19 protein-coding genes are annotated in these 24,946 nt (G+C 36.9%); 10 read left to right on the forward strand and 9 right to left on the reverse strand.

What is annotated here, in order from left to right; genetic code table 11:
* Nucleotides 1-51 precede the first annotated feature (51 nt).
* Nucleotides 52-1,785 carry a DUF2326 domain-containing protein gene (locus tag ABXH34_RS03670; RefSeq protein WP_353570510.1) on the forward strand — a complete coding sequence of 578 codons (1,734 nt, stop codon included), beginning with the start codon at nt 52-54 and terminating at the stop codon, nt 1,783-1,785.
* On the opposite strand, the gene ABXH34_RS03675 is transcribed toward ABXH34_RS03670, so the two are convergent.
* From ABXH34_RS03675 to ABXH34_RS03685, 3 genes are all read right to left on the reverse strand, one after another.
* Nucleotides 1,786-2,025: a hypothetical protein gene (locus ABXH34_RS03675; RefSeq protein ID WP_353570511.1), complete on the reverse strand. Its 240-nt coding sequence runs from the start codon at nt 2,023-2,025 to the stop codon at nt 1,786-1,788. It abuts the gene before it with no gap.
* A 101-nt stretch (nt 2,026-2,126) separates the two neighbouring features.
* On the reverse strand, nt 2,127-3,578 hold the full coding sequence (locus ABXH34_RS03680; protein ID WP_353570540.1) for a TRAP transporter large permease: 1,452 nt from the start codon (nt 3,576-3,578) through the stop codon (nt 2,127-2,129).
* Nucleotides 3,579-3,609: 31 nt separating this feature from the next.
* Nucleotides 3,610-4,176, reverse strand: a complete 567-nt coding sequence (locus tag ABXH34_RS03685; protein ID WP_353570512.1) for a TRAP transporter small permease subunit — start codon at nt 4,174-4,176, stop codon at nt 3,610-3,612.
* A gap of 127 nt (nt 4,177-4,303) precedes the next feature.
* Between ABXH34_RS03685 and ABXH34_RS03690 the strand changes: the two genes are divergently transcribed.
* Entirely contained in the window at nt 4,304-4,777 is a 474-nt protein-coding gene (locus tag ABXH34_RS03690; protein WP_353570513.1) for a peroxiredoxin, read from the forward strand.
* Nucleotides 4,778-4,827: 50 nt separating this feature from the next.
* On the opposite strand, the gene ABXH34_RS03695 is transcribed toward ABXH34_RS03690, so the two are convergent.
* A complete protein-coding gene (locus ABXH34_RS03695; RefSeq protein WP_353570514.1) occupies nt 4,828-5,040 on the reverse strand; it encodes a hypothetical protein in 213 nt (70 codons plus the stop codon).
* 351 nt (nt 5,041-5,391) lie between these two features.
* Between ABXH34_RS03695 and ABXH34_RS03700 the strand changes: the two genes are divergently transcribed.
* From ABXH34_RS03700 to ABXH34_RS03720, 5 genes are all read left to right on the forward strand, one after another.
* Nucleotides 5,392-7,356, forward strand: a complete 1,965-nt coding sequence (locus tag ABXH34_RS03700; protein ID WP_353570515.1) for a hypothetical protein — start codon at nt 5,392-5,394, stop codon at nt 7,354-7,356.
* Nucleotides 7,357-7,696: 340 nt separating this feature from the next.
* Nucleotides 7,697-10,138, forward strand: coding sequence for an endopeptidase La (gene lon, locus ABXH34_RS03705; RefSeq protein ID WP_353570516.1), 2,442 nt, complete (start codon nt 7,697-7,699; stop codon nt 10,136-10,138).
* A 210-nt stretch (nt 10,139-10,348) separates the two neighbouring features.
* Nucleotides 10,349-11,017, forward strand: coding sequence for a class I SAM-dependent methyltransferase (locus ABXH34_RS03710; protein WP_353570517.1), 669 nt, complete (start codon nt 10,349-10,351; stop codon nt 11,015-11,017).
* A gap of 162 nt (nt 11,018-11,179) precedes the next feature.
* Nucleotides 11,180-11,668: a hypothetical protein gene (locus ABXH34_RS03715; protein ID WP_353570518.1), complete on the forward strand. Its 489-nt coding sequence runs from the start codon at nt 11,180-11,182 to the stop codon at nt 11,666-11,668.
* 666 nt (nt 11,669-12,334) lie between these two features.
* Nucleotides 12,335-14,374: a WecB/TagA/CpsF family glycosyltransferase gene (locus tag ABXH34_RS03720; RefSeq protein WP_353570519.1), complete on the forward strand. Its 2,040-nt coding sequence runs from the start codon at nt 12,335-12,337 to the stop codon at nt 14,372-14,374.
* 394 nt (nt 14,375-14,768) lie between these two features.
* On the opposite strand, the gene ABXH34_RS03725 is transcribed toward ABXH34_RS03720, so the two are convergent.
* The 5 genes from ABXH34_RS03725 to ABXH34_RS03745 form a co-directional block, all read right to left on the reverse strand.
* Nucleotides 14,769-16,454 carry a DUF262 domain-containing protein gene (locus tag ABXH34_RS03725; protein WP_353570520.1) on the reverse strand — a complete coding sequence of 562 codons (1,686 nt, stop codon included), beginning with the start codon at nt 16,452-16,454 and terminating at the stop codon, nt 14,769-14,771.
* A gap of 4 nt (nt 16,455-16,458) precedes the next feature.
* Nucleotides 16,459-18,600: a YgiQ family radical SAM protein gene (locus ABXH34_RS03730; protein ID WP_353570521.1), complete on the reverse strand. Its 2,142-nt coding sequence runs from the start codon at nt 18,598-18,600 to the stop codon at nt 16,459-16,461.
* A gap of 689 nt (nt 18,601-19,289) precedes the next feature.
* A complete protein-coding gene (gene arfB, locus ABXH34_RS03735; RefSeq protein WP_353570522.1) occupies nt 19,290-19,715 on the reverse strand; it encodes an alternative ribosome rescue aminoacyl-tRNA hydrolase ArfB in 426 nt (141 codons plus the stop codon).
* A 1-nt stretch (nt 19,716) separates the two neighbouring features.
* Nucleotides 19,717-21,456 carry a restriction endonuclease subunit S gene (locus tag ABXH34_RS03740; protein ID WP_353570523.1) on the reverse strand — a complete coding sequence of 580 codons (1,740 nt, stop codon included), beginning with the start codon at nt 21,454-21,456 and terminating at the stop codon, nt 19,717-19,719.
* A 56-nt stretch (nt 21,457-21,512) separates the two neighbouring features.
* A complete protein-coding gene (locus ABXH34_RS03745) occupies nt 21,513-23,024 on the reverse strand; it encodes an N-6 DNA methylase (protein ID WP_353570524.1) in 1,512 nt (503 codons plus the stop codon).
* 275 nt (nt 23,025-23,299) lie between these two features.
* Between ABXH34_RS03745 and ABXH34_RS03750 the strand changes: the two genes are divergently transcribed.
* From ABXH34_RS03750 to lptA, 3 genes are read left to right on the forward strand one after another with little or no spacing between them, the layout of a single operon-like run.
* Nucleotides 23,300-23,749 carry a DUF4262 domain-containing protein gene (locus ABXH34_RS03750; protein WP_353570525.1) on the forward strand — a complete coding sequence of 150 codons (450 nt, stop codon included), beginning with the start codon at nt 23,300-23,302 and terminating at the stop codon, nt 23,747-23,749.
* Nucleotides 23,750-23,778: 29 nt separating this feature from the next.
* Nucleotides 23,779-24,405, forward strand: coding sequence for an LPS export ABC transporter periplasmic protein LptC (lptC, locus tag ABXH34_RS03755; protein ID WP_353570526.1), 627 nt, complete (start codon nt 23,779-23,781; stop codon nt 24,403-24,405).
* A complete protein-coding gene (gene lptA, locus ABXH34_RS03760; RefSeq protein ID WP_353570527.1) occupies nt 24,392-24,886 on the forward strand; it encodes a lipopolysaccharide transport periplasmic protein LptA in 495 nt (164 codons plus the stop codon). The genes lptC and lptA overlap by 14 nt, the downstream gene beginning before the upstream one ends.
* Nucleotides 24,887-24,946 lie beyond the last annotated feature (60 nt).

A 24,946-nucleotide genomic window follows, 5' to 3' on the forward strand; every position in this document is an offset into this window, starting at 1 on the left:
GTTATATGCTGTTGGTGCTATTGAGTTATCCAAGCAAGGACAGTTGCAAAAATGCGTTTAATTCGTCTTTCTGCCAATCAAGCAAGTTTTAAAACAATCGAATTTAACCCTGTTGGACTTTCGATTATTGTCGGCTCGCGCTCCCAAAACTCAAAAAATAAAAAACAAAATTCATATAACGGCGTTGGAAAATCACTTGCTATTGAGCTTATACATTTTTGTTTAGGTTCTAATAAAAATAAAGCATTTGAAGAACATTTGCCTGACTGGGAATTTTCTTTAGAGTTTAAAATTGGTGATGAATATTTTGTTTCAAGACGCAATGCACAAAAACAAAATGTTATATTGCTGAATGAAGAAGAATTAAAAATTCAAGCATTTTGCCAGCTTCTTGAACAGAAATTATTCCGGATACCTGAAAATACGCAAAAAATTTCATTTAGAGCTTTATTGCCTCGTTTTATTAGAAGATATAAAGCTGATTATGTTAATCCAAAAGAAACAAAAGCAGATTATTCTCCTACTGATAAGTTATTGCGTAATTTATTTTTATTAGGCTTGGATATTCATTTAGCATTAAGAAAGATGAATCTGAAAATTGAGCATGATGAAAAGAAAAAATTTAAAAAAAGCTTTGCAAATGATTCAGTTATCAAAGAATACTTTACGAAGAGTAAAGACCCTGACATTAATATTTCGCATTTAGAAAAACAAATACAAAAATTAGAAAAAGAACTTGCTGAATTTCAGGTTGCAGAAAATTATAGTGATATAGAACAGGAAGCTAATCAGATTGCAAAACAGCTTCATCAACTTCAGAATCAGCGTGTTATTTTACAAAAAACAATCGAAAATATTGAAAAAGGTATCAATATAAAATCAGATATTACAAGACAAAAGTTAATGTCCGCATATGAAGAACTTGAGCAAGCATTTAAGCCTGAGACTCTGAAACACCTAGAAGAAGTTGAAACTTTTCAACAACAATTATTAAAAAATAGAATAACGCGACTTACTCAGGAAAAAATACGTCTACAATCAGAATTAGAACAATTAGATATTAAAATTAGAAGCGAAGGAAAACTATTAGATAAAAAGCTTGTGTTTCTGTCTGAAAATAAAGCCTTAGACCAATATGTTGCTGTGAATAACAAAGTGATTAAATTACAAAATAAATTACAAAAACTCAAATCTTTTCAAGAAATTTCAACTCAAATTGACATTGAACTCAGTAATATTAAAGCGCAATTTAGTAAAGAAGAGTTAAAAGCAACAAAATATCTTGAGGCGACTCGACAAGAGCGAGAAGAAAGATTTTCCTTATTTGCCAATATTGCTAATAGACTTTATCCCGATGCGCCAGCAGGTATTACACTTTATAACAATACAGGTGAAAACCAATTACGTTATGATTTTGATGTAAAAATTGAAAATCATGCAGCCGATGGAATTAATAATGCTAGAATTTTTTGCTACGACTTTACTGTATTATTGTTGCAGCAAAATCATAAAATGGAATTTATATGGCATGACAGTCGTTTATTTACAACTGAGCTTGATGCTATTCAAAGAGCCGAAGTATTTAAAATTGCTAATGAATATGCAACTTCTCATGAAAAACAATATATAGCAACATTAAGTGAAGATGATTTAGAAACAATGCGAGAGTATTTAACAGATTCTGAATTTAAAACATTATTTTCTGATGAAACAATTGTATGTGAGCTTGATGCAAATAATAAATTATTAGGAATGCAAGTTAATATGGAGTACCAACCAAACTAATTACTTAGGAGTATAGTGCCAACCACTTATAATACTGAGCAATTTCCCAACTTGTTGCTGCTGTAAAATCTTAAAAAAACTGCTTAACGCACTGTTTGTAACTTTTAAATCACCTGCATACTGAGCAAATAACTCTGCTGAAACGCCTTGAATATTCTGTACATTATTCGAACCACCCACAATAACATTTGAACCCGTCACATCCCCACCAATGGAAATAGATTGATCGTTGTTACTCATATTATTTCCTGCAAAATATGAAATATTTTATTTTTCAATATAATCATAGTTTTAGGCAATGAAAAAACTGTCCGAAATATTGTTACTTTAAATCTTAGCTATTACAAACCAAGTAAACTATCAATATAATTTGGCAACCATAAAACAGTTTGTGGAAATATCACCAAAATAGCCAAACCAATCACTTGCAAAATAACAAAAGGAATAACCCCGCGATAAATAACGCTCATCGGCATATTGCTAGGCGCAACTGCTTTGAGATAAAACAATGAAAAGCCAAAAGGCGGCGTTAAAAATGAAGTCTGTAAATTAACCGCAATCAATATTGCAAACCATAACAAATCAATGTGAAAATAAACCGCGATTGGCGCAAGAATCGGCACAACAATAAAGCAAATTTCTAAAAAATCTAAGAAAAAGCCTAATACAAACACTAAAGCCAAACTTGTGAGTAAAAACCCCCATTGGCCTCCCGGTAACTGAGTAAAAATATCATGCACTAAATTATCACCACCCATACCGCGAAACACTAAACCAAATGTGGTTGCGCCGATTAAAATCAAAAACACCATACTGGTAAGACATACCGTGTGCTGCATTGATTCAATGGTATTTTGACGGGTTAAACGATTTTTAAACGTCAGCCACAATGTACCCACAACAGCAATTGCGATTGCAAAAAACACCGTATTCATGACTATCCAACCAACCGTGCCACCCAGCACAATGACAATCAAAAAAATGATATTTTCTAATGGTTTTGAATGACGCATCGCGGCTAATAACATCGCGCCCACTGCACCCACTGCGGCGGATTCTGTTGGTGAAGCAATACCAAAGAAAATCGAGCCTAAAACGGCCATAATTAGAAATAAAGCAGGAAACAAGCTTTTGGCTAAACGAACTAATAATTCTAAATCCCATTTTTGACTGTACTCAATCAATGCGGGGGCAAGCTCTGGGTTTCGCCATGCTCGAACTAAAATAAAAATTAAATACATCCCAATCAAAATTACACCAGGGACGATTGCTGCAATAAATAAACGTCCAATCGGTACGCCAATCACATCCGCCAGTAAAATTAAAATCACACTGGGTGGGATAATTTGCCCCAAAGTACCCGAAGCGGCAATTGTGCCCGTGGCTAATTCAGGCGAATAATTATTTTTCAACATGGAAGGCAAGGCAATAATACCCATTGTTACGACGGTTGCCCCTACAACACCCGTGGTTGCCGCAAGTAAAGCCCCAACTAACACAATTGAAATCGCTAATCCACCGGGCAAAGGGCCGAATAACAAACCCATGGTTTCTAATAAATCTTCAGCTAATCCCGATTTTTCCAAAATAATGCCCATAAATACAAATAGCGGCACGGCGGATAAAGTGAAATTTGTCATAATGCCCCAAATCCGCAGCGGCAATAAATTGAAAAAGCTGACATCTAAAAATACCAAGCCAAACCCTAAACCAATTGCCCCTAAGGTGAATGCAACAGGATAGCCTAGTAATAAGGCCAGCATTAATACCCCAAACATCACTAACGACCACATTTCTACAGTTAAAAATTCCACAGCATGATCCTTATTTATCTATTTCAATTGGTTTCACAGCCAAACCACAACAACCATGATATTTAGGATGTTTGCTATAACCTGAGATGACTAGAATATTAGACAATATATTTGCAATCGCTTGTAATAACAGCAGAAAAAAACACAATGGGATCGCCGATTTCAGCAAAAAACGATAGGGTAAGCCACCGGGGTCTGGAGAACTTTCCATCTGAAAAAAGGAGGCTGAAATAAAAGGATAGGAGGTATAAATAACTAAAATACAAAAAGGAATTAAGAAAAGTAGGTTGCCAAATAAATTAATCCAAGCCCGCCCAGCATCGCTTATTTTGATGCTTTGATAAAAAATATCAACTCGGACATGTTCATCATATTTAAAGGTATAAGCTGCACCAAGGAGGAAGGTTAGCGCAAATAAATGCCATTGTAATTCTTGTAATTGGACTGAGCCGATACTAAAAAAACGCCGCATCATGACATCGTACACAATAACCAGCACCATCAACAGCACCAGCCACGCCGTCATACGCCCAACCCATTCATTTAGGGCATTGATTGAGGTAATAATAAATTTCATAGGCTTCTTTGGAGGTTTGCACATCTTATTATCAGTATGAATATTGTAAAGCAATTTTAAGTTATTGCATTAGCAACTTGTATCCGCTACTATTTTTGCCCGTTGATGTTCACCACTTGGAAATATAATGACAGTAGAAATCGGTAGCAGTACTTTACCTGACATCACCTTGCCAGCAACCAGCAATCAAGAAATCAATCTTGCCAGCTTAAAAGGCCAAATCGTGGTTTTATATTTTTATCCACGTGACAATACCCCCGGTTGTACTCAAGAGGGTAATGAGTTCACAGAGAAATTTGCAGAATTCCAAAATAGAAATGTACTTATTTTAGGCGTTTCGCGCGATACAGTAAAAAAACATGAAAATTTCAAAGCAAAGTATGGATTTCCATTTGAATTACTAGCGGATGTTGATGAAGTGTTGTGTAAAACTTATGGCGTAATGAAAGACAAAAAAATGTTTGGTAAAGACGTTCGCGGTATTGAACGCAGCACTTATGTTTATGATAAAGAGGGTGTATTACAGAAAATGTGGCGCAAAGTGAAAGTTGACGGCCATGTTGATGAGGTGTTAGCGGCTGTGAATGAAATGGCAGCTTAAATGATTTAGGACTGGTGATAGCATACAAAACCAGTCCTAAAATAAATTCACTATTTAATCGCCTTTTCACAATCTGCAATTAACTCGTCTAGAAGCTGTACGCTAGATTTAGCTTCTGTTTTAATTTCATTAAGAAAATCTAATTCACTTTTAGAAATATGATTATCTGCAAAAAGTTGCTCACGTAAAATAGTTACTTCTTTTTGGCTAATATGTCCATCTGCCAAAGCAAACGCCTTAGCTACTTTGCGCCATTCTGCCATTTTTTTATCTCCTTTGACTGGTTAAAACTGCAACTAAATTGTACGCCTGTTTTAGTATAACGAAAAGTATTGCTAACAATTTTATTATAAAAATCCAAGTGATTTCTTACAATAGATTGATATTGAATCAATTAAACAAACAGCTGTTACCTTTAGTCAAAAGCCATCTTTCTCTAAATTTAGTTATATTAGGTGATTTTTTGCTAATCTTCGAATTATTTACTAAACTTCCTTTTAATTATTTTACGTAGGATGCTTGTTATTAAGCATTGGAGAGCAAAGTCATGCCTATATTGACCTTTTATATCAATAAGCAAGTGTCCTAGTTTAGCAAAAGGATACTATTTAGAAATGTTTTCTCATACTATAAGCCAAATTGAAACAAGGCTTCTGCAACTTATTTTATTTATTGTTATTTTTCTTTCTTTTTTACATTACGCAAGTTTTATTGGTAATACCTTAGATCACTCATGGATGGCAGGCTTAGGAATTGCGTATAAACAAAATTTACAATATGGCACAGAGCTGATTTTCACTTATGGTCCATTGGGCTATTTTTATAATGCAACAGCACCTTATGATATGGATTTATTTGCTTCATTTATCGCGTGGCAATTTATCGCTGCTTTTGTCATTGCTGCATTATTTATGCTGCATGGGCAACAGCTTAGAGGTCTCATTAATAAATGGATTTATTTCTATTTAGTCTTGATGTTGTCGGTGCAATCTGTTCATTTAGTTGATTCGGTTTATTATTTATCGGTATTGTTAGTCGTTGCGCTGATTATCAATCCACCTACTTTTGTGCAAAAAAATACATCAGCTATAAATTGGTTTCTCATGTTGTTAATCCTAAGCCTTTTTGCCACTTTAGCGATGACTAAATTTGTATTATTTCTGATTACAGGCTTTAACATCATTATTATCAGCATCATTATTGGTAAGCGTCATGGTTGGCTTAAATGTCCTTTTATAATAGTGGCTTATACTGCCTTAGTTATGGGATTATGGACATTGCTAGGACAATCTGTAGAAAATCTACCTGCTTTTATTATCAACTCTTTAGAAATCAGTCGTGGCTATAATGCAGCTATGCTATCAATAGGTTCAAATTATGAAATATTGTTAGTGATAACTGTATTAGGCTTGACTATGTTGATAGGTTTAATTTCTGCTTTTGCGCCTAAATTCAATATTGAGCGCCTCCTGTTAGCCTGTTCCATTGGATTTAGTACCTTTCTGATCTTTAAAGCAGGGCTGGTGCGACATGATGCGCCTCATGCGTCTATTTTCTTTGCATTTTTAATGCTTGTCCCTTTTATGTTCGATTATGAAGAAAAAATGAAATTAAGTATCCGTTCGTTATTTCATAGTTTCCGTTATATGGTTATCTTGTTGTCTGTGATTGGTCTTATTAGCGCAAATCAGTTTATTACTGTTAATACCATGTTCACGCAATGGAATCAGCATTTGGTCGATAATACCAAGAATCTTTTGAAACTGCCTCAATTACAACAGCATTATCATAATGGTTTTGCTGAATCACAAAGAATCTTAGATTTACCTAAAGTGCGTGAAACCGTTGGTGAAAAAACGCTGGATATTTTATCTTTTGAACAAGTCACCTTATTTCTAAATCAATTTAATTGGCATCCTCGCCCCATTTTTCAAAGTTATAGTGCTTATACAACACGTTTACTCAATGTTAACGGCAATTTTTATGGTAGCAAACAAGCCCCTCAATTTGTGTTGTTTAAACTGCAAACCATTGATGGGCGGTTTCCTCTGATGGATGACATTGAAGTAATTAAAGTGCTTATGCGGGATTATATTCCTGTTTTAGAGGAAAAAGACTATCTGTTATTGCAACATGCTCCACGCGGACAAGGCAGAGTTGCCGAAGGGGATATTTTATTACAGCACGACGTAAAATTCGGGGAATCCATAGATATCTCTGATTTTAGTACTAAGCCATTATTATTGAGCCTTGAGTTTAATAAAACAGCAATAGGTGAAGTATTTTCATTTTTATATAAATCATCTTTGGTATACATGGAATTGACAACCAGTACAGGTCAACAATTACGCTATCGTATTATGCCCAACATGATGGAGACAGGCTTGTTAATTAATCCATTGATTATAAGCAAAAAACAATTCATAAAATGGTATAAAGGGAAACCTTTACCCCCCATCAATCAAGTTAAAATCATTGTGGACAATACCGCAGGCGTGACTTTATTTGAAGAGAACATAACATTTAAATTAAGTGAATATCCTATTTTGCCACCTTCTAATATTGCGTACATCCATTAAGATAACAGTGTGAGTGACGGTGTGTAGCACCGTCATTCCTCTCCGATATTGGCAATGGATTCAACAAAAAGCAATCCTTTTAAAAATCACCTGTTTCATTAGTTATACTGCGAATTGCTTTTAAAATCGCCGATTGTTTCAAATCATAATCACGAGAAGAGAAATATATTTTTCATATTAGCTTCTAAACTTGAAATATATCAAAAACAAATATTTATAAAAGCTATCTTACACATTGAATAAGCTTGATTAGGAATAATATTCAAACTTGCCTCTTGTAACTGGTCAATACCGCCATTATTTGATAGGCTGAAATCATCAAATAAATAAGGATACTTAAATGACGGTTGAACACGAACCTTTTGAACAAGATATTGAAGAAGTCAAAGCAACCGATGAGGAAAATCAAGCCGATGGTGAAGAGTCTCAAGGTAGTTTAATTTCTTACAAAGAAGCCTTGCCCAAAATAGTTCACATTTTACCTTTGATGAGTCGTCCATTTTTTCCACACCAAGTGATTCCGATGATTATCGAGAATGATTTGTGGTCAGATACGATTAAAGAAATTCATGATAGTCCTCATAAATTGCTAGGTTTAATGCTGTGCAAAAAAGACAATGTAGATGATATTACAACTTTGACTCAAGATGATTTTTATCCGATTGGCACAGTATGCAAAATTCATCGAATTATTGAAGTCGATAAAGATGATAATTTACAAATTATTGTTGAAGGCCTACAACGTTTTGAAATTGCCGAATGGATCAATAGCCAACATCCATTTATTGCAAATGTGGATTACCATCTTGAAGTCCAAAATGAGAAAGATGCTGAATTAAAACCTCATGTCTTAGCTATTATCAATACGATTAAAGAGTTATTACCACTCAACCCCTTGTATAACGAAGAATTAAAAATGTTTTTGGAGCGTTTTAGCCCTGAAGAACCTTCTTCGCTAGCTGATTTTGCCGCCAGTTTAACAACTTCAACTCGTGAAGAATTGCAAGATATTTTAGAAACCTTGGATTTAGCACCACGTTTAGAAAAAGTGTTGCTATTGCTGAATAAAGAATTGCAACTGGCTAAAGCACAGGTTGAAATTCGTCGCCAAGTCGAAGATAAAATGGAAGATCATCAACGTGAATTCTTCTTACGTGAGCAACTACGAGCGATTCAGCAAGAGTTAGGGATTGAAAAAGATGACCGTACCGCACAAGTGGAGAAATTCACTGAACGTTTAAAAGAGTTGACTGTCCCTGAAGCAGCACAAAAAGTGATTGACGATGAAATGGACAAAATGTCGGTACTGGAAATCGGTTCATCGGAATATGCTGTGACCCGCAATTATTTAGACTGGTTAACCCTATTGCCTTGGGGTAAATATTCTTCCGACCATTTGGATATTGCTAAAGCGCGTGAAATTTTGGACGCGGATCATGAAGGTTTAGAAGATGTTAAAGACCGAATTATGGAGTTTTTAGCTGTTGGCAAATTAAAAGGCAGTATCAGTGGCATTATTTTATTATTAGTAGGCCCACCGGGTGTGGGTAAAACCTCGGTTGGACGTTCAATTGCCAATGCGCTAGGCCGTTCATTTTTTAGATTTTCCGTGGGCGGGATTCATGATGAGGCAGAAATTAAAGGCCATCGCCGTACTTATATCGGTGCTATGCCAGGTAAATTTATCCAAGCCATGAAAGAAGTGGAGTATGCCAACCCCGTTATCATGTTAGATGAAATCGATAAAATCGGCGCATCTTATCGGGGTGATCCTGCATCAGCATTATTGGAAGTGCTAGACCCAGAACAAAATAGCGATTTTTTAGATCATTATTTAGATGTGCGATTTGATTTGTCTAAAGCATTATTTATTTGTACTGCTAATCAATTAGATACAATTCCAGCCGCGTTACTTGATCGCATGGAAACTATTAAGTTATCAGGTTATTTAACCAGTGAAAAATTGCAAATTGCAAAAAAACATTTGGTACGTCGTCAACTAGAACGTTCTGGCTTGCAAGATGAACAATTGATTTTACCTGATGAGACTTTGACCCGTATTATCGAAGATTATGCACGCGAGGCGGGTGTACGAAATTTAGAAAAACAAATCGGTTCAATTGCCCGTAAAGCGGCTTTAAAAATATTGGAAGATGTTGAAACACCAATTGAGGTGAGCTCTGATAACCTAAATGATTACTTAGGCAATCCTATATTTGAAAACGATCAAGAGCTTAAAGGTGTGGGAGTTATTACGGGTTTAGCATGGACGGCAATGGGTGGTGCAACCTTAAGTATTGAAGCAACGCGAATTCATAATTATGCACGTGGTTTTAAACTCACGGGGCAACTTGGTGATGTGATGAAGGAGTCGGCTGAAATCGCTTATAGTTATTTGGTTGGAGAATGTGGACAGTTTGGGGTGAATAAGAAATATTTTGAAAAAGCCTTTATTCATTTGCATGTTCCTGCTGGAGCAACGCCTAAAGATGGGCCTAGCGCAGGTATTACGATGACCAGTGCCTTATTATCGCTTGCGACTCAGAAGGATGTACCACGTTCAATTGCAATGACAGGTGAGCTCACATTGACAGGACATGTATTGCCTATCGGTGGTGTGCGAGAAAAAATTATTGCAGCGAAACGGGTTAAAATTCATGAGGTGATTTTGCCTGATTCCAATAAGCGTGATTATGAGGAATTGCCTGATTATGTTCGTGAAGGCATGACGGTGCATTTTGTCAAAACCTATCCAGATGTTGCTAAGATTTTATGGGCGTAATATTTTATGAATTAGGCTCTTTGCTGTATTACCTCAATTGACAATGAGTATGTTAAATAATAGATTTTCTTTTAATACCAATTTTTGGTTATTACTGAAGCAGGCTGTTGTTTACCAATCGATAACGTCTATTTGCGTTTTTAGGTTTAGAGTTATATATGCAGCGTTTGACCAGCTAAAACTTATTATTTTTTATTAAGGTGTAATTTTATGCAAGATTTAAAGATTGATATTGGCTGTGGCGGTGCAAAAAAAGAAGGGTTTTTAGGAATTGATTATGTTGCTTTTCCGGGGGTTGATTACTCGGTTGATTTAAACTCAGCAGGATTACCGTTTCCAGATCAAAGCGTCAGTCATATTTTCACCTCACATTTTTTAGAACATGTCACTAACGTACGCTGGGATGGACTGTTTAAAGAAATGACCCGTGTTGCACAAGATAAAGCCCAAATTGAAATTTGGAATCCGTATGTATTTACCAATGCGGCTTTTATTTCAGGACATTTGTCTCAGTTGAATGAAGATCAATATTTACACATGGGTGTTTATTTTCCTGCGCAATGGTCTAAAGCATTAGGTGCATTTTGGACTATTAAGGAATTTCAATATGTTGTTTCAGAGCAAACTTTAATTGATTTGTCCGAAAACAATATTTCATTATCCCACGCACTGCGTTATTACAAAGAAGTTGTACGTGAATTTGGCGTATTTATTGAGGTTTGCCGTGGTGAATATCAGCCCGTCACTCCTATAAAAACATTTTCTATTGAAAGCCGTGATGGTGAAAAACATCTTCTGAAGCAAGAAGTTTATGCAGATAATAAAAAAGCGAATTTATTACAAAAAGCAGTTGGACAGTTTTCAGAGAAAAAACTCTAAATGATGCTGTTTATCCTGAAATGGGATGCTTTCAATCAAATCAATATGTAAAAAATCTGAGTGTTTGGCTGGGATAATCTTTGCTCGTTACTAAGTTTCAAGTTTGGTAACGAGTTAAATCAATCCTACAAATCTTTTTCAATTGATACAGAGTTAAAACGGATGAGTGATGTATTGAGTTGTAGTGAGCTGGGATTAGAGTCCTTACAGGATTTATTAAGTCATTATGGATTAAGTGTGGTATTGCTTGCCACAGAACAGGAAATTGAAGGCAGTTTTTGGGGAGATAGTGAAGCGGGTTTAGTCAAAAATCGCCTGTATGTACGCGATGATACGCCAGTACATTCTGCTTTGCATGAGGCTTGTCACTACATTTGTATGGATGCCCAGCGGCGCGATGATTTAGATACTGATGCGGGTGGTGACTATGATGAAGAAAATGGCGTATGTTATTTACAGATTTTACTCTCTGAGCAATTGCCAAATGTGACTAAACAAAAAGCATGGGCAGATATGGACGCTTGGGGTTATAGTTTTCGCTTAGGCTCGACCCAAAACTGGTTTGAGCAAGATGCAGAAGATGCACGCCAATGGCTATTAAAATACAAATTGATTGATACACAAAACCATCCTACATGGAAATTACGCTAAATATAAATCTGTCTTTTAATTTAACATAATTTCCTGCAAGTTTATAAAAAATAACATATTCAAGGCACGATAAAATATCAAGCTGAATCTGTTCAACAAGATACACGTGAATATCATCTCGCTTTTGGCTCAATAATATGCTGTGCAAAACGATGCTTCACTACATGGTAATTATGGGCTATATGATTTTAACTTTTGACCCTTAATTCACACTTTAATCTAACTCTAATATAAAGAATAGCCTATTTTTTAGAATCAATGGGTTAGCTATTTTATTTTTGTTGCCATCAATTAAATTATTGACTTTCAAGGAAAGAAAACCATATTAAATACGCGTTAAATATTGTTTTTTATAAACTGACCGCATAATTGAAAATTTCCATTCTGATTGTGTCCTTTTCTTTGTTCGCGTACAATAAAATTCTAAGATTTTATAACCATGTAAAAAACTTGTATAGTGAATTTCTTGTTATGTATTAGGACTGGCAGTCCTTTAATATTTTAAATATCAAACACTTTTAAATTTGAGGACTGCCAGTCCTAATATCACTTTAAAATAAAACAGCTATATTTAGTGACTATGAAGTTTTTCACGGAATAAGTTTTGCCTATTATGCTTTGAACATTGACCTTAAAGCGATTGAAGTAATAATAGGGAGGGATTCAATGATGTCTCAATATAACAAGAGGCAAAAACACAGCATAATACAAACCTATGGGCGTATGCTATGGGCAAATTTACACTTAATCTATCTAAAATTTATAGATAAGAGGCTTTGTCGTTTCTTCAATATACCCTTGGCAATATTAGCATTACTATTGCTATCCCCTCTTCTGCTTATTCGTATTGTCCAATCCAAATGGTCTAATGGCTCTATTTTTACAGCAAAAACCCTGGTTGGGCGGCAACGTCAAACATTCACTGTATTCCAATTTACTCACACAGGTATCGGACAAACATTACCTATATTATGGAATATTCTGCGTGGTGAAATGGCATTTACTGGCCCGCGCCCTTTAACTCCATTTGAAAATCAACAATTACTCCCTAGAGCATTACCTCGATTTGATGTCACTCCGGGATTGTATTCGATTCATACTTTGAAAAAATCCACAGGTATTGACTATCAATCTGAAATTGAAGATGACCTGGAATTTGTTTACAACACTTCATTCCTTGATAGATTAAGCTTAATCCTAAAAGCATGGCTTAGTGGTAGCCGTACGAAACAGGTCATTGAATTGCCTACACCACAAAAAATTAACCTTTTAGAAATCCCGTTCTATAACACCACCATGAATGAGGCTATTGAAGACATTATTCACAGTGTTGAAACCAATAAACGGCGATTTATTGCCTTTGCTAATGCTGATTGTTTAAATATTGCCTGCCAAAACCCAAAATACCAGCAAGTATTACAACACCAAGCAGATCGAGTATTGGCGGATGGTAGTGGCATACGCATGGGATGCAAAATGTTACAAGTCAATTTATTGGCAAATGTGAATGGAACTGACTTATTTCCCCAGCTTTGCCAAACCATTGAACATAAAAATATTAGTATCTATTTAATTGGAGCAAGAGATGGTATTGCACAAGCAGTTGCCGATAATATGCAGCAACGTTTTCCAAACTTAAAAATTGCAGGTACGCACCACGGTTACTTTAGTGTGCAACAAGCCCCTGAGATAATTAAAATCATAAACCAATCAAAGGCAGATATCTTGCTTGTTGCCTATGGAGCACCTCGCCAAGAGCTGTGGATTGCAGAACATAAAGACCAATTAGAAACTGCAATTTGTATGGGTGTTGGCGGATTATTTGATTTTTACTCTGGGCGCATTCCTCGCGCTCCACTTTGGTTAAGGGAGTTAGGTATGGAATGGGTATGGCGTTTGTTACAAGAGCCAAAGCGCATGTGGAGGCGTTATATTATTGGTAATCCTTTATTTTTATATCGGGTCTGGCGACAAGTCAGTGCAAAAAAACAACAAATAAAGACCTCATCTATGAACCACTATTTTACAGACTCGGCATTTTCACGCATTGGGCGCAGTGTGCGTTTTCATTGGCTATGTTGGCAAGTTTTTTTAGTTAAATATTTTAGCCCTGCAGTGAAGCGCTTAATCGATATTATTATTGCAGGCAGTATGTTAATTTTATTTACCCCGTTTTTAATTATGGTTGCAATGGCTATTAGGATTGATACCGTTGGCCCACCGCTGTTTTTTCAAAAGAGAACGGGGAAAGATAGCAAACGTTTTCGGATGTGGAAGTTTCGTTCAATGTATCAAGATGCAGAAGCACGCAAAGCAGCTTTGATGAAACAGAATGAAATGGATGGTGGTGTCCTATTTAAAATGAAAAAAGACCCTCGCATTACGCCTGCAGGTGAATTTATTCGTAAATTCTCGATTGATGAATTACCACAGTTATGGAATGTGTTAAAAGGCGATATGTCACTTGTAGGGCCAAGACCGCCCATTCCGTATGAAGTAGCACAATATTCAGCATATCAACGTCAACGCTTAGGAGTTGCTCCAGGTATTACGTGTATTTGGCAGGTATCTGGCCGTTCTGATATTCCGTTTCCACAGCAAGTTGAAATGGATTTAGATTACATTAATCAGCAGTCGTTTTTCTTAGATGTTGCTTTGATTTTAAAGACTGTTCCTGCGGTCTTAAAAGGTCGTGGAGCTTATTGATATTCTTGATTACTAAATTGAAAACGCCGCTTAAAATGATAGTAAAACTCAGCTAAGTGGCGAGGAAGGTATTTATGCTGAACAGCATGATGGACTCCAATAATAGCATTTTTAAATCATGATATTAATCAAAATAAACTGCTCAGGAATAACGCTGTAAGTACCCTGTTTTGTTACATACAAGTGATTTCTTGAACAGCTTTAAAGCAAGCAAAGTCATCAGATATACACTCGCATTCTGTATTGAGATGGCATTCTGCCCAAGCTGAAATTGCCTCAGTTTCGAGTGACTTTCAGAATAAACACAGCAATCGATTCAATTAGCTGTGTAGTTATGGAGAAATCTCAAAATACATAGAACAAGAGATTATAAGCTGAATGCTGTTCAAAAAAACTAATCAACTCGCCAAGTATTAACGGCTTGTTCTGCTAACCAACTTTGATACTGATTTAGGGTTTGCATATTCCAGTCATCATATTTTGCTATTTCTTTAGCCAGGCGATAAGGTGATTTTAAGTAAGCTTGCTTTTTCTGTTCAAAATTAGCACGTTTAAGTTCATCTTTATCAAGCAAAATGACATTACCTAAACGATCCTGTATATCATTCACCCCTTCGCCAAAATAGTCATACCAATTTGATTCAGGATTATAAGGACAAATATGTTCTAAGGTTGTTTTTGCGTAATTTGGACAAGTACCTAGATAAGTTTCTATTTCAGAAAGTAAAAACCTAATTTTCTTGGAAGATTGACGGCTAGGCATCTTGTGAAATTCAAATGTACTAGAAAAAGTTTGATCGTCAGGATAGAGCTTTTTAAATTCTTCACCATTTTTAATATGACTTGCTCTTTTATATTTTTCTTGAAAGGTTTTTATAGCAATTTGATTATAAAGCCGTTCCTGTTCATTAGGAGAATGATGACAAATGACATTGTATCGAATTGATAAAACATACATATATCTAACAAGTTTAATAAATTCATCTGCTTGAAATGAAGTAAAAGCAATCATTAAAACAGTAAACGGTTGCTTAATATTAAATAGGCTAAATGCGTCTAAATACTTTGTCACCTCTTTATAAGTCATATTTTCTTGATTTGCCCACCACTCATCGTATGGACTTAATAAAGAAGCATAAATAGGCGCGTATTCTGTTAACGATTTTAAATAAAGATAAGCTTTTTGTGGTGTATCTGCTAATTGCCTCACAGATTTAAATAAGGCTTTCTTTGTTACTAATTTAGCTTGAAAATTATGATGATAGCGAACAAAATCAGTAAAATTAGCTTCTCCCAATTGTGAGATAATCGCTGACCATCTTTCATCTAAATCATTTAACTCTTCGGCTGTAATATCGTCATTTTTGGTGATAATTGAAAAAATATAATTTTTAAGTAAATCGGGAGTAGAAAGCTGTACCCCTCGTGCATTCAAAGTTTCAAAGACTTTATAAGCATTTAAATCATCCTGCACCACAATTTTAGTAAAAACCATCCCTGATGCAATTTTTTCAATAAACGTGGCAATTTCTTCGCCTGTCTTACCTATTTTTTTATCGGCAAAGAATTTAAAACCTTGATGCAATAGTTTATTCGTCAATGCGAGCTTTCTAGGTATCGTTGCTTCCAAGTTTGAACAAATATTTTTAAAATGGAGCGCGTTATTACGGTTTAATGATAATTTATTGTCAACTCGGAGAGAAATAGGATTTTTTGAACCAATAAAGCTATTACTTAATACTTGTAAGCGTTCTTCATTTTGTGTTGCGTCATATCCCTGTTCTATTAAGCTTTTTATTTGTTTCATCGCCGCTAAAATAACCAGTGATAATGTCACTAAACGCTGTTGTCCATCTATTATTTCAAAGTCATGATTGCCTTTACGTTGCAACACGATATATCCCATATAATGAAAATGTTCAGTATCTAAATTATCAATATCGGTCCATAAATCTTCCCATTGTTCTAGTTCCCACGCATAGTTACGCTGAAATCTTGGCACAGTATATTTAACACCATTGCTAATTAATTCTTGAAATGTCTGATTTGTTGGCTCCATGACCATAAAGTTATTATTCATTAATCTAACCTCGTCTTTTTCGTTTATTCTTAACACCATGCGTTTGCTGAGTTTTAAACGGACGAGTTGGGGTTGTCGATTTACGTCGTACCCCTTCCATTTGATAGCCTGTTCCCGCTGGTTGATACGTTGGAATCAAATGTTTTTTACCATTGCCGATTAAATCCGCCCGCCCCATATTCTTCAACGCCTCACGCAATAAAGGCCAGTTGTTCGCATCGTGATAACGTAAAAACGCTTTGTGTAAACGTCGTGCTTTTAAACCTTTTGCTGTTTGTACGGTTTCACTATCGCGCGTGACTTTTTTCAATGGATTTTTGCCCGTGTGATACATGGTGGTTGCCAACGCCATCGGAGACGGTAAATAGGCTTGCACTTGGTCGGCGCGAAGCCCATTGTGTTTTAACCACAAGGCTAAATTCAACATATCCTTATCGCTGGTACCGGGATGAGCGGCGATAAAATACGGAATTAAATATTGTTCTTTGCCAGCTGCTTCTGAATAACGATCAAATAGTTTTTTAAAACGATCATACGTGCCCATTCCGGGCTTCATCATTTTGCTTAAGGGTTCATCTTCGGTATGTTCAGGGGCGATTTTCAGATAACCACCGACATGATGGGTGACCAATTCTTTGACATATTCAGGTGATTCCACCGCCAAGTCATAACGCAAACCTGAGGCAATAAAAATCCGTTTTACACCCTTCAGTTCTCTGGCGCGGCGATATAAACTAATCAATGGGGCATGATTGGTATTCAAGTTCTGGCAAATACCGGGGAACACGCAGGATAATTTTCTACATTTCGATTCAATTTCAGGACTTTTACAGTGCAAACGGTACATATTCGCAGTTGGCCCGCCTAAATCTGACACAATCCCTGTAAACTCAGGCACGGTATCACGCATGGTCTCAATTTCACGGATAATCGAATCTTCTGAACGATTTTGAATAATCCGCCCTTCATGTTCTGTAATCGAGCAAAAACTACAACCACCAAAACAACCACGCATAATATTGATTGAAAACCGAATCATTTCATAAGCAGGAATTTTTTTACCTTGATAGGCAGGGTGTGGCTGGCGCGTATAAGACAGTTCATAAACTTGGTCTAATTCTTCGGTCGTCAATGGCAACGGCGGTGGATTGAGCCAAATATCGCGTTGACCATGACGTTGCACCAAAGCCCGTGCATTATGGGGATTGGATTCTAAGTGCAAAATCCGTGAAGTATGGGCATATAATACGGGATCAGCTTTGACTTGCGCGTAACTGGGTAGACGAATATAACTGCTACTGCGTTCAATTCTCAATTTAGCAGGCGGTTGAAATTGTAGCGTTTGTTCATTTTGCGCTGTATCGGTTTCAGCAACGGGATTATAAGGCAATTCGTCATAAGGGTTTTGCGGCGGCGTGACAATACCGGGTTGGTCAACATCAGTGGAATCAATCAATGTCCAATCTTCAGGCATTTGTTTGCGAATGTAAGCCGTGCCGCGTAAATCTTGAATATCTTCAATCGCTTCACCTGCTGCCAATCGATGCGCCAATGCGACTAACGCTCGCTCAGCATTGCCATACAATAAAATGTCGGCTTTGGAATCCAATAACACTGAATGTCGCACTTTATCCGACCAATAATCATAATGTGCGATACGACGTAAACTGGCTTCAATCCCGCCAATCACAACAGGGATATTTTTAAACGCTTCTCGACAACGTTGTGCATAAACCAAAGTGGAGCGATCAGGACGTTTGCCGCCTTCGCCTTCAGGTGTATAGGCATCATCACTGCGGATTTTGCGATCTGAGGTATAACGATTGACCATCGAATCCATATTGCCTGAGGTCACGCCCCAAAATAAATTAGGTTTGCCTAAGATTTTAAACGCATCGGCACTGAGCCAATCAGGTTGCGCGATAATCCCGACTCGAAATCCTTGCGATTCTAGTAACCGCCCGATCAACGCCATACCAAAGCTAGGGTGATCGACATAGGCATCGCCCGTGACTAAAATCACATCGCAGCTATCCCATTCAAGTTGATCCATTTCCGCCCGACTCATGGGTAAAACAGGTGCAGTGCCAAAACGTTTTGCCCAATAGGGACGATAAGAAAAAATGGATTCAGGGATTGGATTCATATTGATAATTAGGCGTTATTTAGTTAGGAATTATAAATAGTAAATTTTACACCAAAAAATAGCATAGACTGGTTTTTAAATAAACTTTAGTATGGAAATCATAAGTTCCTTAATAGATAAACAACTTTTATTTAGCCTTGATGCGTTCATTTTTAATAATATATTTCAAACAGCAGAAGCAGAACTGCAAGATTATCTTGAGCAGTGGAGGCATTCAGCTATTAGAGTTGTTACATCCTTAAAAACCAAGCGTTTAGTTATTTAGGTTAAAATTCGATAGCGTTTCATACCGCCAATGCTGTGTTCAACATAAATTTGTTCTTTTGTTAGTGTGCCATTTCTCGGTTTTTTGTGAGGAATATCGAGTTTAAGATGTGGATAACTTTTAGCAAAACCTAAAAATCCTGATGTTTTCCTTTATATCCCTTACTCATATAGTGAATACGTCTTGTATAGTTGTTTTATTTTAAAGTGATACAGGACTGGCAGTCCTCGATTTTAAAACTGATTGATATTTAAATTATACTGGAAGAAGGCGACAAGGACATTTATTATAAAAACTATTTCTGGTTCCCAAATTCTATTTAGGAGTAATGCCCTGAAGCTCCATTTTGTGTAGTTTGGAATGGATGAAAACTTGGTTGGTCAAAAATAGATGGCTTTTAAAACCGATTGTAAGTTTTTGTAGCTTAATAATCGGAGCGTGACACCTTAGACCGATTCTTCTTGGTTTTCCCACGTTGTTTTTTCTGATCTGTTCTTTTTGTCTTGGCAGACCAGCTTGGTTTGGTCGGTCTACGATGTTTTGGCTCTACTGTTGCCTGTTTAATTAAATCAGCAAGCCGTTCACGCGCGTCCAGTCGATTGCGTTCCTGTGTGCGAAACTGGGTTGCTATCACTTGTATAATGCCATCCTGTGTCATTAAATGACTAGCAATATTGCGCAAACGGTTAAACATCGCCTCAGAAATCATCCCACATTTTTTGGCATCAAAGCGTAGTTGCACTCCCGTGGACACTTTATTAACATTTTGCCCTCCCGCACCAGGGCTTCGGATAAATTTCTCTTCAAGTTCCTTTTCATCAATAAAAAGGGTATTGGTGATTTTGATCACTTTAAAATCTCATTAAAAGGGTGTCGGCCAGTTGTAATTGGGTGGTTTGTGTGTCGTTTAGGCGGGTTTTGAGTTGGTCGCATAAGTGCATCAGTTCATCAACTTTGGTTACGATGCGGTGTTGTTCTTGGAGTGGGGGTAATGCAACTGGCATTTTATTTAAAATTCCGTGATTTAAATTTGTCATTGTAGTACCTACAGATTGTTCTCCCAAATAACTGACAACATTATGAGAGCGGAAAAGTATTAAAATAAACGGTCTGGATATTTTTTTATAGAATCTTAAAACAAAACTACCAGTACCACATAACCAAGCATTTTCTCTTTTTTTAACGAGAGCACAACGTCCCATTTCACCACGTCTTGCCATAACAATATCATCTGAAAAAATTGAGTATGATTTTAGCTCTTCTGCTTTTTCTAAGCTTACAGAAATATTATTGTTTTCCACAATTTCTCCATCACACATGTGAGAAGGATTAATTAATGGTATTCCTCCATTTATGTATTCTTTTTTATTTATCATTGAACCAAAAGGTCCAGTAGCCACTTCTTGAACAATCTTAGAAAAACGTTCTAGTTCCCAACCCTCTGGTAAATCAAACGGCTTTTCATCTTCGGTGATTGGCGGTAAAGGCTTTTGTTTTTTGATTTTTTTCTGTTTGATTAATTGGGCTTTTTCGGCGGCAATTTTTTTGAGTAATTCGCTCGCGGGTTCATCGTTCGGGTCTTGCGGCACAAGTTTGCCCATTACAGCCAGTTGCAAAACGGTTTGTTTGAGTTGTTCGATGCTGTGTTCTGTGGTGAATAAAATATCGAAATGTGCGGCGATGCGTTGCCATGCAGCCTGAAAGCAGATGTGATCGGAAGCTTCAGTCAGTGTGTTTAACAGAGTTTTGACAAGGGTTTGATGTGCATCAAGTTGGTTTTCTGTCTGTTGTTCTAATTGATCGCACAAGTGCATCAGTTCGTCAACTTTGGTTACGATGCGGTGTTGTTCTTTTTCTGGAAGAATTGGAATTAAAGCAAGACGAGCTTTTTCTGTACCCATTCTTGGTAGATTCATTCCATGCGTTGAATTATTTGCATATTCAATAAAGTATGGGGATTTCATTGCTAAACGAATAAATTCAGAAGTTAGACAAGCATATCCTTTTATAGGAATCATTTCTGTTGTGCATACACCATTTTCATCTGCTATGATGACTTTATCCAAATATGGACGTAATTTCCCATAAATCACATTTCCTTTATAAAATATATTTTTTGAGCTTTTAAAATTTCTTTCTTTAAATCTTATTTTAGCAAGTAACTTAGACGTGTTTTTTTCAACATCTTCTAATTCAAGCACCCATGTTTCTGCTTGAACATTTTCAGCTTGTGCTTTCTCTGAATAACCATAATCTGTAATATCACCTAAATGTGCCCACTCCCAACCCTCAGGCAAATCAAACGGTTTTTCATCTTTGGTGATCGGTGGTAACGCTTTTTGCTTTTTAAGCTTTTTGTCTTTGATTAATTGGGATTTTTCGGCGGCAATCCGTTGCAACAACACCGACGCGGGTTCATCATTCGGGTCTTGCGGCACTAACAACCCACGCACCGCCAATTCCAAAATCAATCCACGTAATTTCTTAATCCCGTACAACTCCTGCTTTCTGCCAGCACCTCTGCCACGTCCTGCCTTTGGTTTAATCGCATTTGTCCAAATATCTAAATGTTGCGTAATCAATGTGTGCATTATGGTGATTGTTCTCGATTTTATAGGGGCGATGCCCCGTTGAGGTTAATTATCTTTTAGTTTGATAAAGCATCAAATAACACATTTTTTAACTGTGTCCGTAATGCCTGAATCTCACCCTGTTGCTGCTGATAAGTTACCAATAACTCCTCAGGATCATGCTGGTGTTGCTCCTCAACATGCGGATTCTTAATGTCTAAATTATAATTGCGTGCCTTAATGTCCTCAATGCTGACCTGCCATGCTTGCGGCGTTTCAACCCGAGACTTAAACCCCTCTGACTCATCACCCCACCAATCACACTCCGTTGCAAACTCCTCAAACCGCATCGGCTTGGTTTTATTATAACTACTCACGCCATCAGGGTAAGGATGCTCGTAATACCACACCGATTGGGTTGCAGGTGATTGACTTTCAGGCTTTTTAGTAAAAAACAAAATATTGGTCTTAATACCCGTATAAGGATTAAACACCCCATTCGGCAAACGCACAATCGTGTGTAAATGACACTCATTGAGCAACTTCTCTTTCAGGCGAGTTTTCATCCCCTCACCAAACAAGAAACCATCAGGCAACACAACCGCAGCACGTCCACCTTCTTTTAACAACTTAATCACCAACAACATAAACAAATCAGCAGTTTCACGGGTGCGAAACGTAGCAGGGAATTGATTTTCCACGCCATCCTCTTCCACACCACCAAATGGCGGATTAGTCACAATCACATCCATTCGATCTTTATTGCCATAATCTTTATAAGCCCGCCGACTCAGCATATTATCGTGTTGAATCTGGGTTGGTACATCAATACCGTGCAAAATCATATTTGTAGTGCAAAGCATGTGCGGTAAAGCTTTTTTTTCCACCCCATGTAAGCTATCAGCAAGGATTTCCTCATCTTTAGAAGTATGTATATAACGCTCACGTTTATGGTCAATGCTACAAGCAAGAAAACCACCCGTACCACAAGCAGGATCAAGTATGCTTTCATCAAGTTTTGGGTCAACCCGATCAACAATAAAACGCGTTACCGCTCGTGGGGTGTAAAACTCACCTGCATTGCCAGCACTTTGTAAATCCTTAAGAATTTGCTCATAAATACTACCAAAGGTATGGCGATCATCAGTATTATTAAAATCAATTTCACAAATCTTATTAATGACCTGTCTCAATAATGTGCCCGACTTCATATAATTGTAAGCATCTTCAAATACACTATGAATCACCCAAGCCCGTCGTGCTTTTTGTTTATCCCCAACTTCATCCGATGTGGTGTTGATCTGAAGCTTTTCTTTCAACGTGGGAAATAATTCAAGGTTAATAAAATCACTCAATTCATCTCCTGTCATGCCTTCTTTATTTACCGCCCAATTACGCCAACGTAAATTTTCTGGTAACGGCGAATGGTAATCTTCTTCAAGTAATTCGATTTCATCTTCACGGTCATCATAAATTTTGAGAAAAAATAACCACACCAATTGGCTAATGCGCTGTGCATCACCATCAACACCCACATCTTTGCGCATAATATCTTGAGTGGATTTAATAATGCCGCTTACGTTACTCATGTTTTTCCTGTCATTGATTACTGTTAATTGCGATAAAAATTCAATTCATTGCCCAAATGGGACATAATTCTATAGTCTAGAACATCGCCCTAGATCAGGTGAAATTGCATAAAAGCCCCCAACGGGACATAATTCTACCTGATTACCCATGATGATTAGCGAAAATAAGAAAGCGATAAGACAAGAGAGGAATTCCCAAAGGCTTTGACCTGTAAAGTTACGTTGTCTACCAAACATACGAGCTACCACTATAGTATTTTTACCTTGTTAATTATATGGATAAACATGAGCAAAAAGCCTTAGACAATATTGAAAAGTATGGTTGTCACATTTTGCATATATTTGCAGAAGATGATTTGCCACGTTTTACTTATTCAGTTGGCATTCAGCATAAGACAGAACACCCAGACCTTGTTATTATGGGCTTAAAGCAAAATTTAGCACATTGGATCATCAACGAATACAATACCCGGATCAATGCTGGCGAAATATTTGAACTAGATCAGTATTATAGTGGCTTTCTTGGTGGTGGATTCGAGATTACTTTCAAGAAAGTTGCTCCAGAACATTATCCAGAATATTTTGGTTGGAATATTTGGTATAACAAAGGCTCTGATTTTGATATATGGCAACTTGTGTTCCCAACTGTAGAAGGTATTTGGCCTTGGGATGAAGAAGCATCAACAGAATTTAAACAATATCAGCCCATGCTTTATAAAACTTAAATCATTTAAAAGCAGGAAATAAACATATTTTGGACAAAAACGAACAAGATGAACCAAAAACCCTAAAACAACGCTGGCGGCAGATTCGAACTGATGTATTGCGCTGGACAGGGTGGATTTTACTCTGCGTAATTGCTTTTGCAACAACATGGCTTTCTCAAAGCAACAAGGACAATGATGCAGCAAATGATATGATGCAAGCGGAACAAGAAGTGCCTGATTACACGTTAAAAAATTTCACGACATTTAGCATGACCCCAGAAGGCAAAATTGACAGCCAATTGCAAGCCCAAAATATGCTACATTATCCAGAATCAAACACTAAACTATCCGCGCCAATTATGCTATTTTATAAGCAAGAGCAACCTAATTGGCATGTGCAGGCTGAAAAAGGTGAAATCACCCCCAATAATGAAGATATCTGGTTGCAAGGTGATACCGTCTTCTGGCGAGAGGAAACCGCTGAACAAACAGCAATGACCATTTTATCTAAAGAGGTCTATTTCCATAAGCCCAGCCAATTCGCTGAAAGTAGTGAACCCAGCGTAATCCGCAATAACAACACCATCACTAAGAGCATTGGCATGAAAGCCTATCTACAAACCGAACAAATTGAACTGTTTTCTCGCGTGAGGGGGCATTATGAAGTTAAGTAAAACAATTATTTTTTGGATAGCCTTATTTATAGCAAATCCAGCCTTGGCATTATCTAGCGATACTAATAAACCCATTAGTATTGAAGCCGATGAAGCCATGATTGATGATATTAAAGGCATTGCTATTTACACAGGCAATGTCATTGTCACTCAAGGTTCTATCCGCATTAACTCAGAAAAGCTGACTTTACACTACTCTAAGAGTCAATCCTTAGAAAAAGCGGTTGCAACAGGTAGCCCTGTACAATTTAAAATCAAGCCCGATGGTAAAAAGCCAGATATTCATGCCAAAGCGAATAGAATGGAGTATTATGCTCATAAAGATATGCTACACTTAACGCAAAAGGCCATGGTGTGGCAGGGAGAAGATAAATTTACGGGTGAACATGTCAGCTACGATACCAAACGCGGTATTATTCGAGCTGATAAAGGTAAAAGTAAAAAAGGGCGAATTTCAGTCACGATTCAACCGAAACAGTAGGGAATACCCTAAGGACTGGTAACCCTCATTATTCTCATAAAGTAATGTATCGTTCACTAA

This window comes from Candidatus Albibeggiatoa sp. nov. BB20 (assembly GCA_016744725.1).
Lineage (GTDB): Bacteria > Pseudomonadota > Gammaproteobacteria > Beggiatoales > Beggiatoaceae > Albibeggiatoa.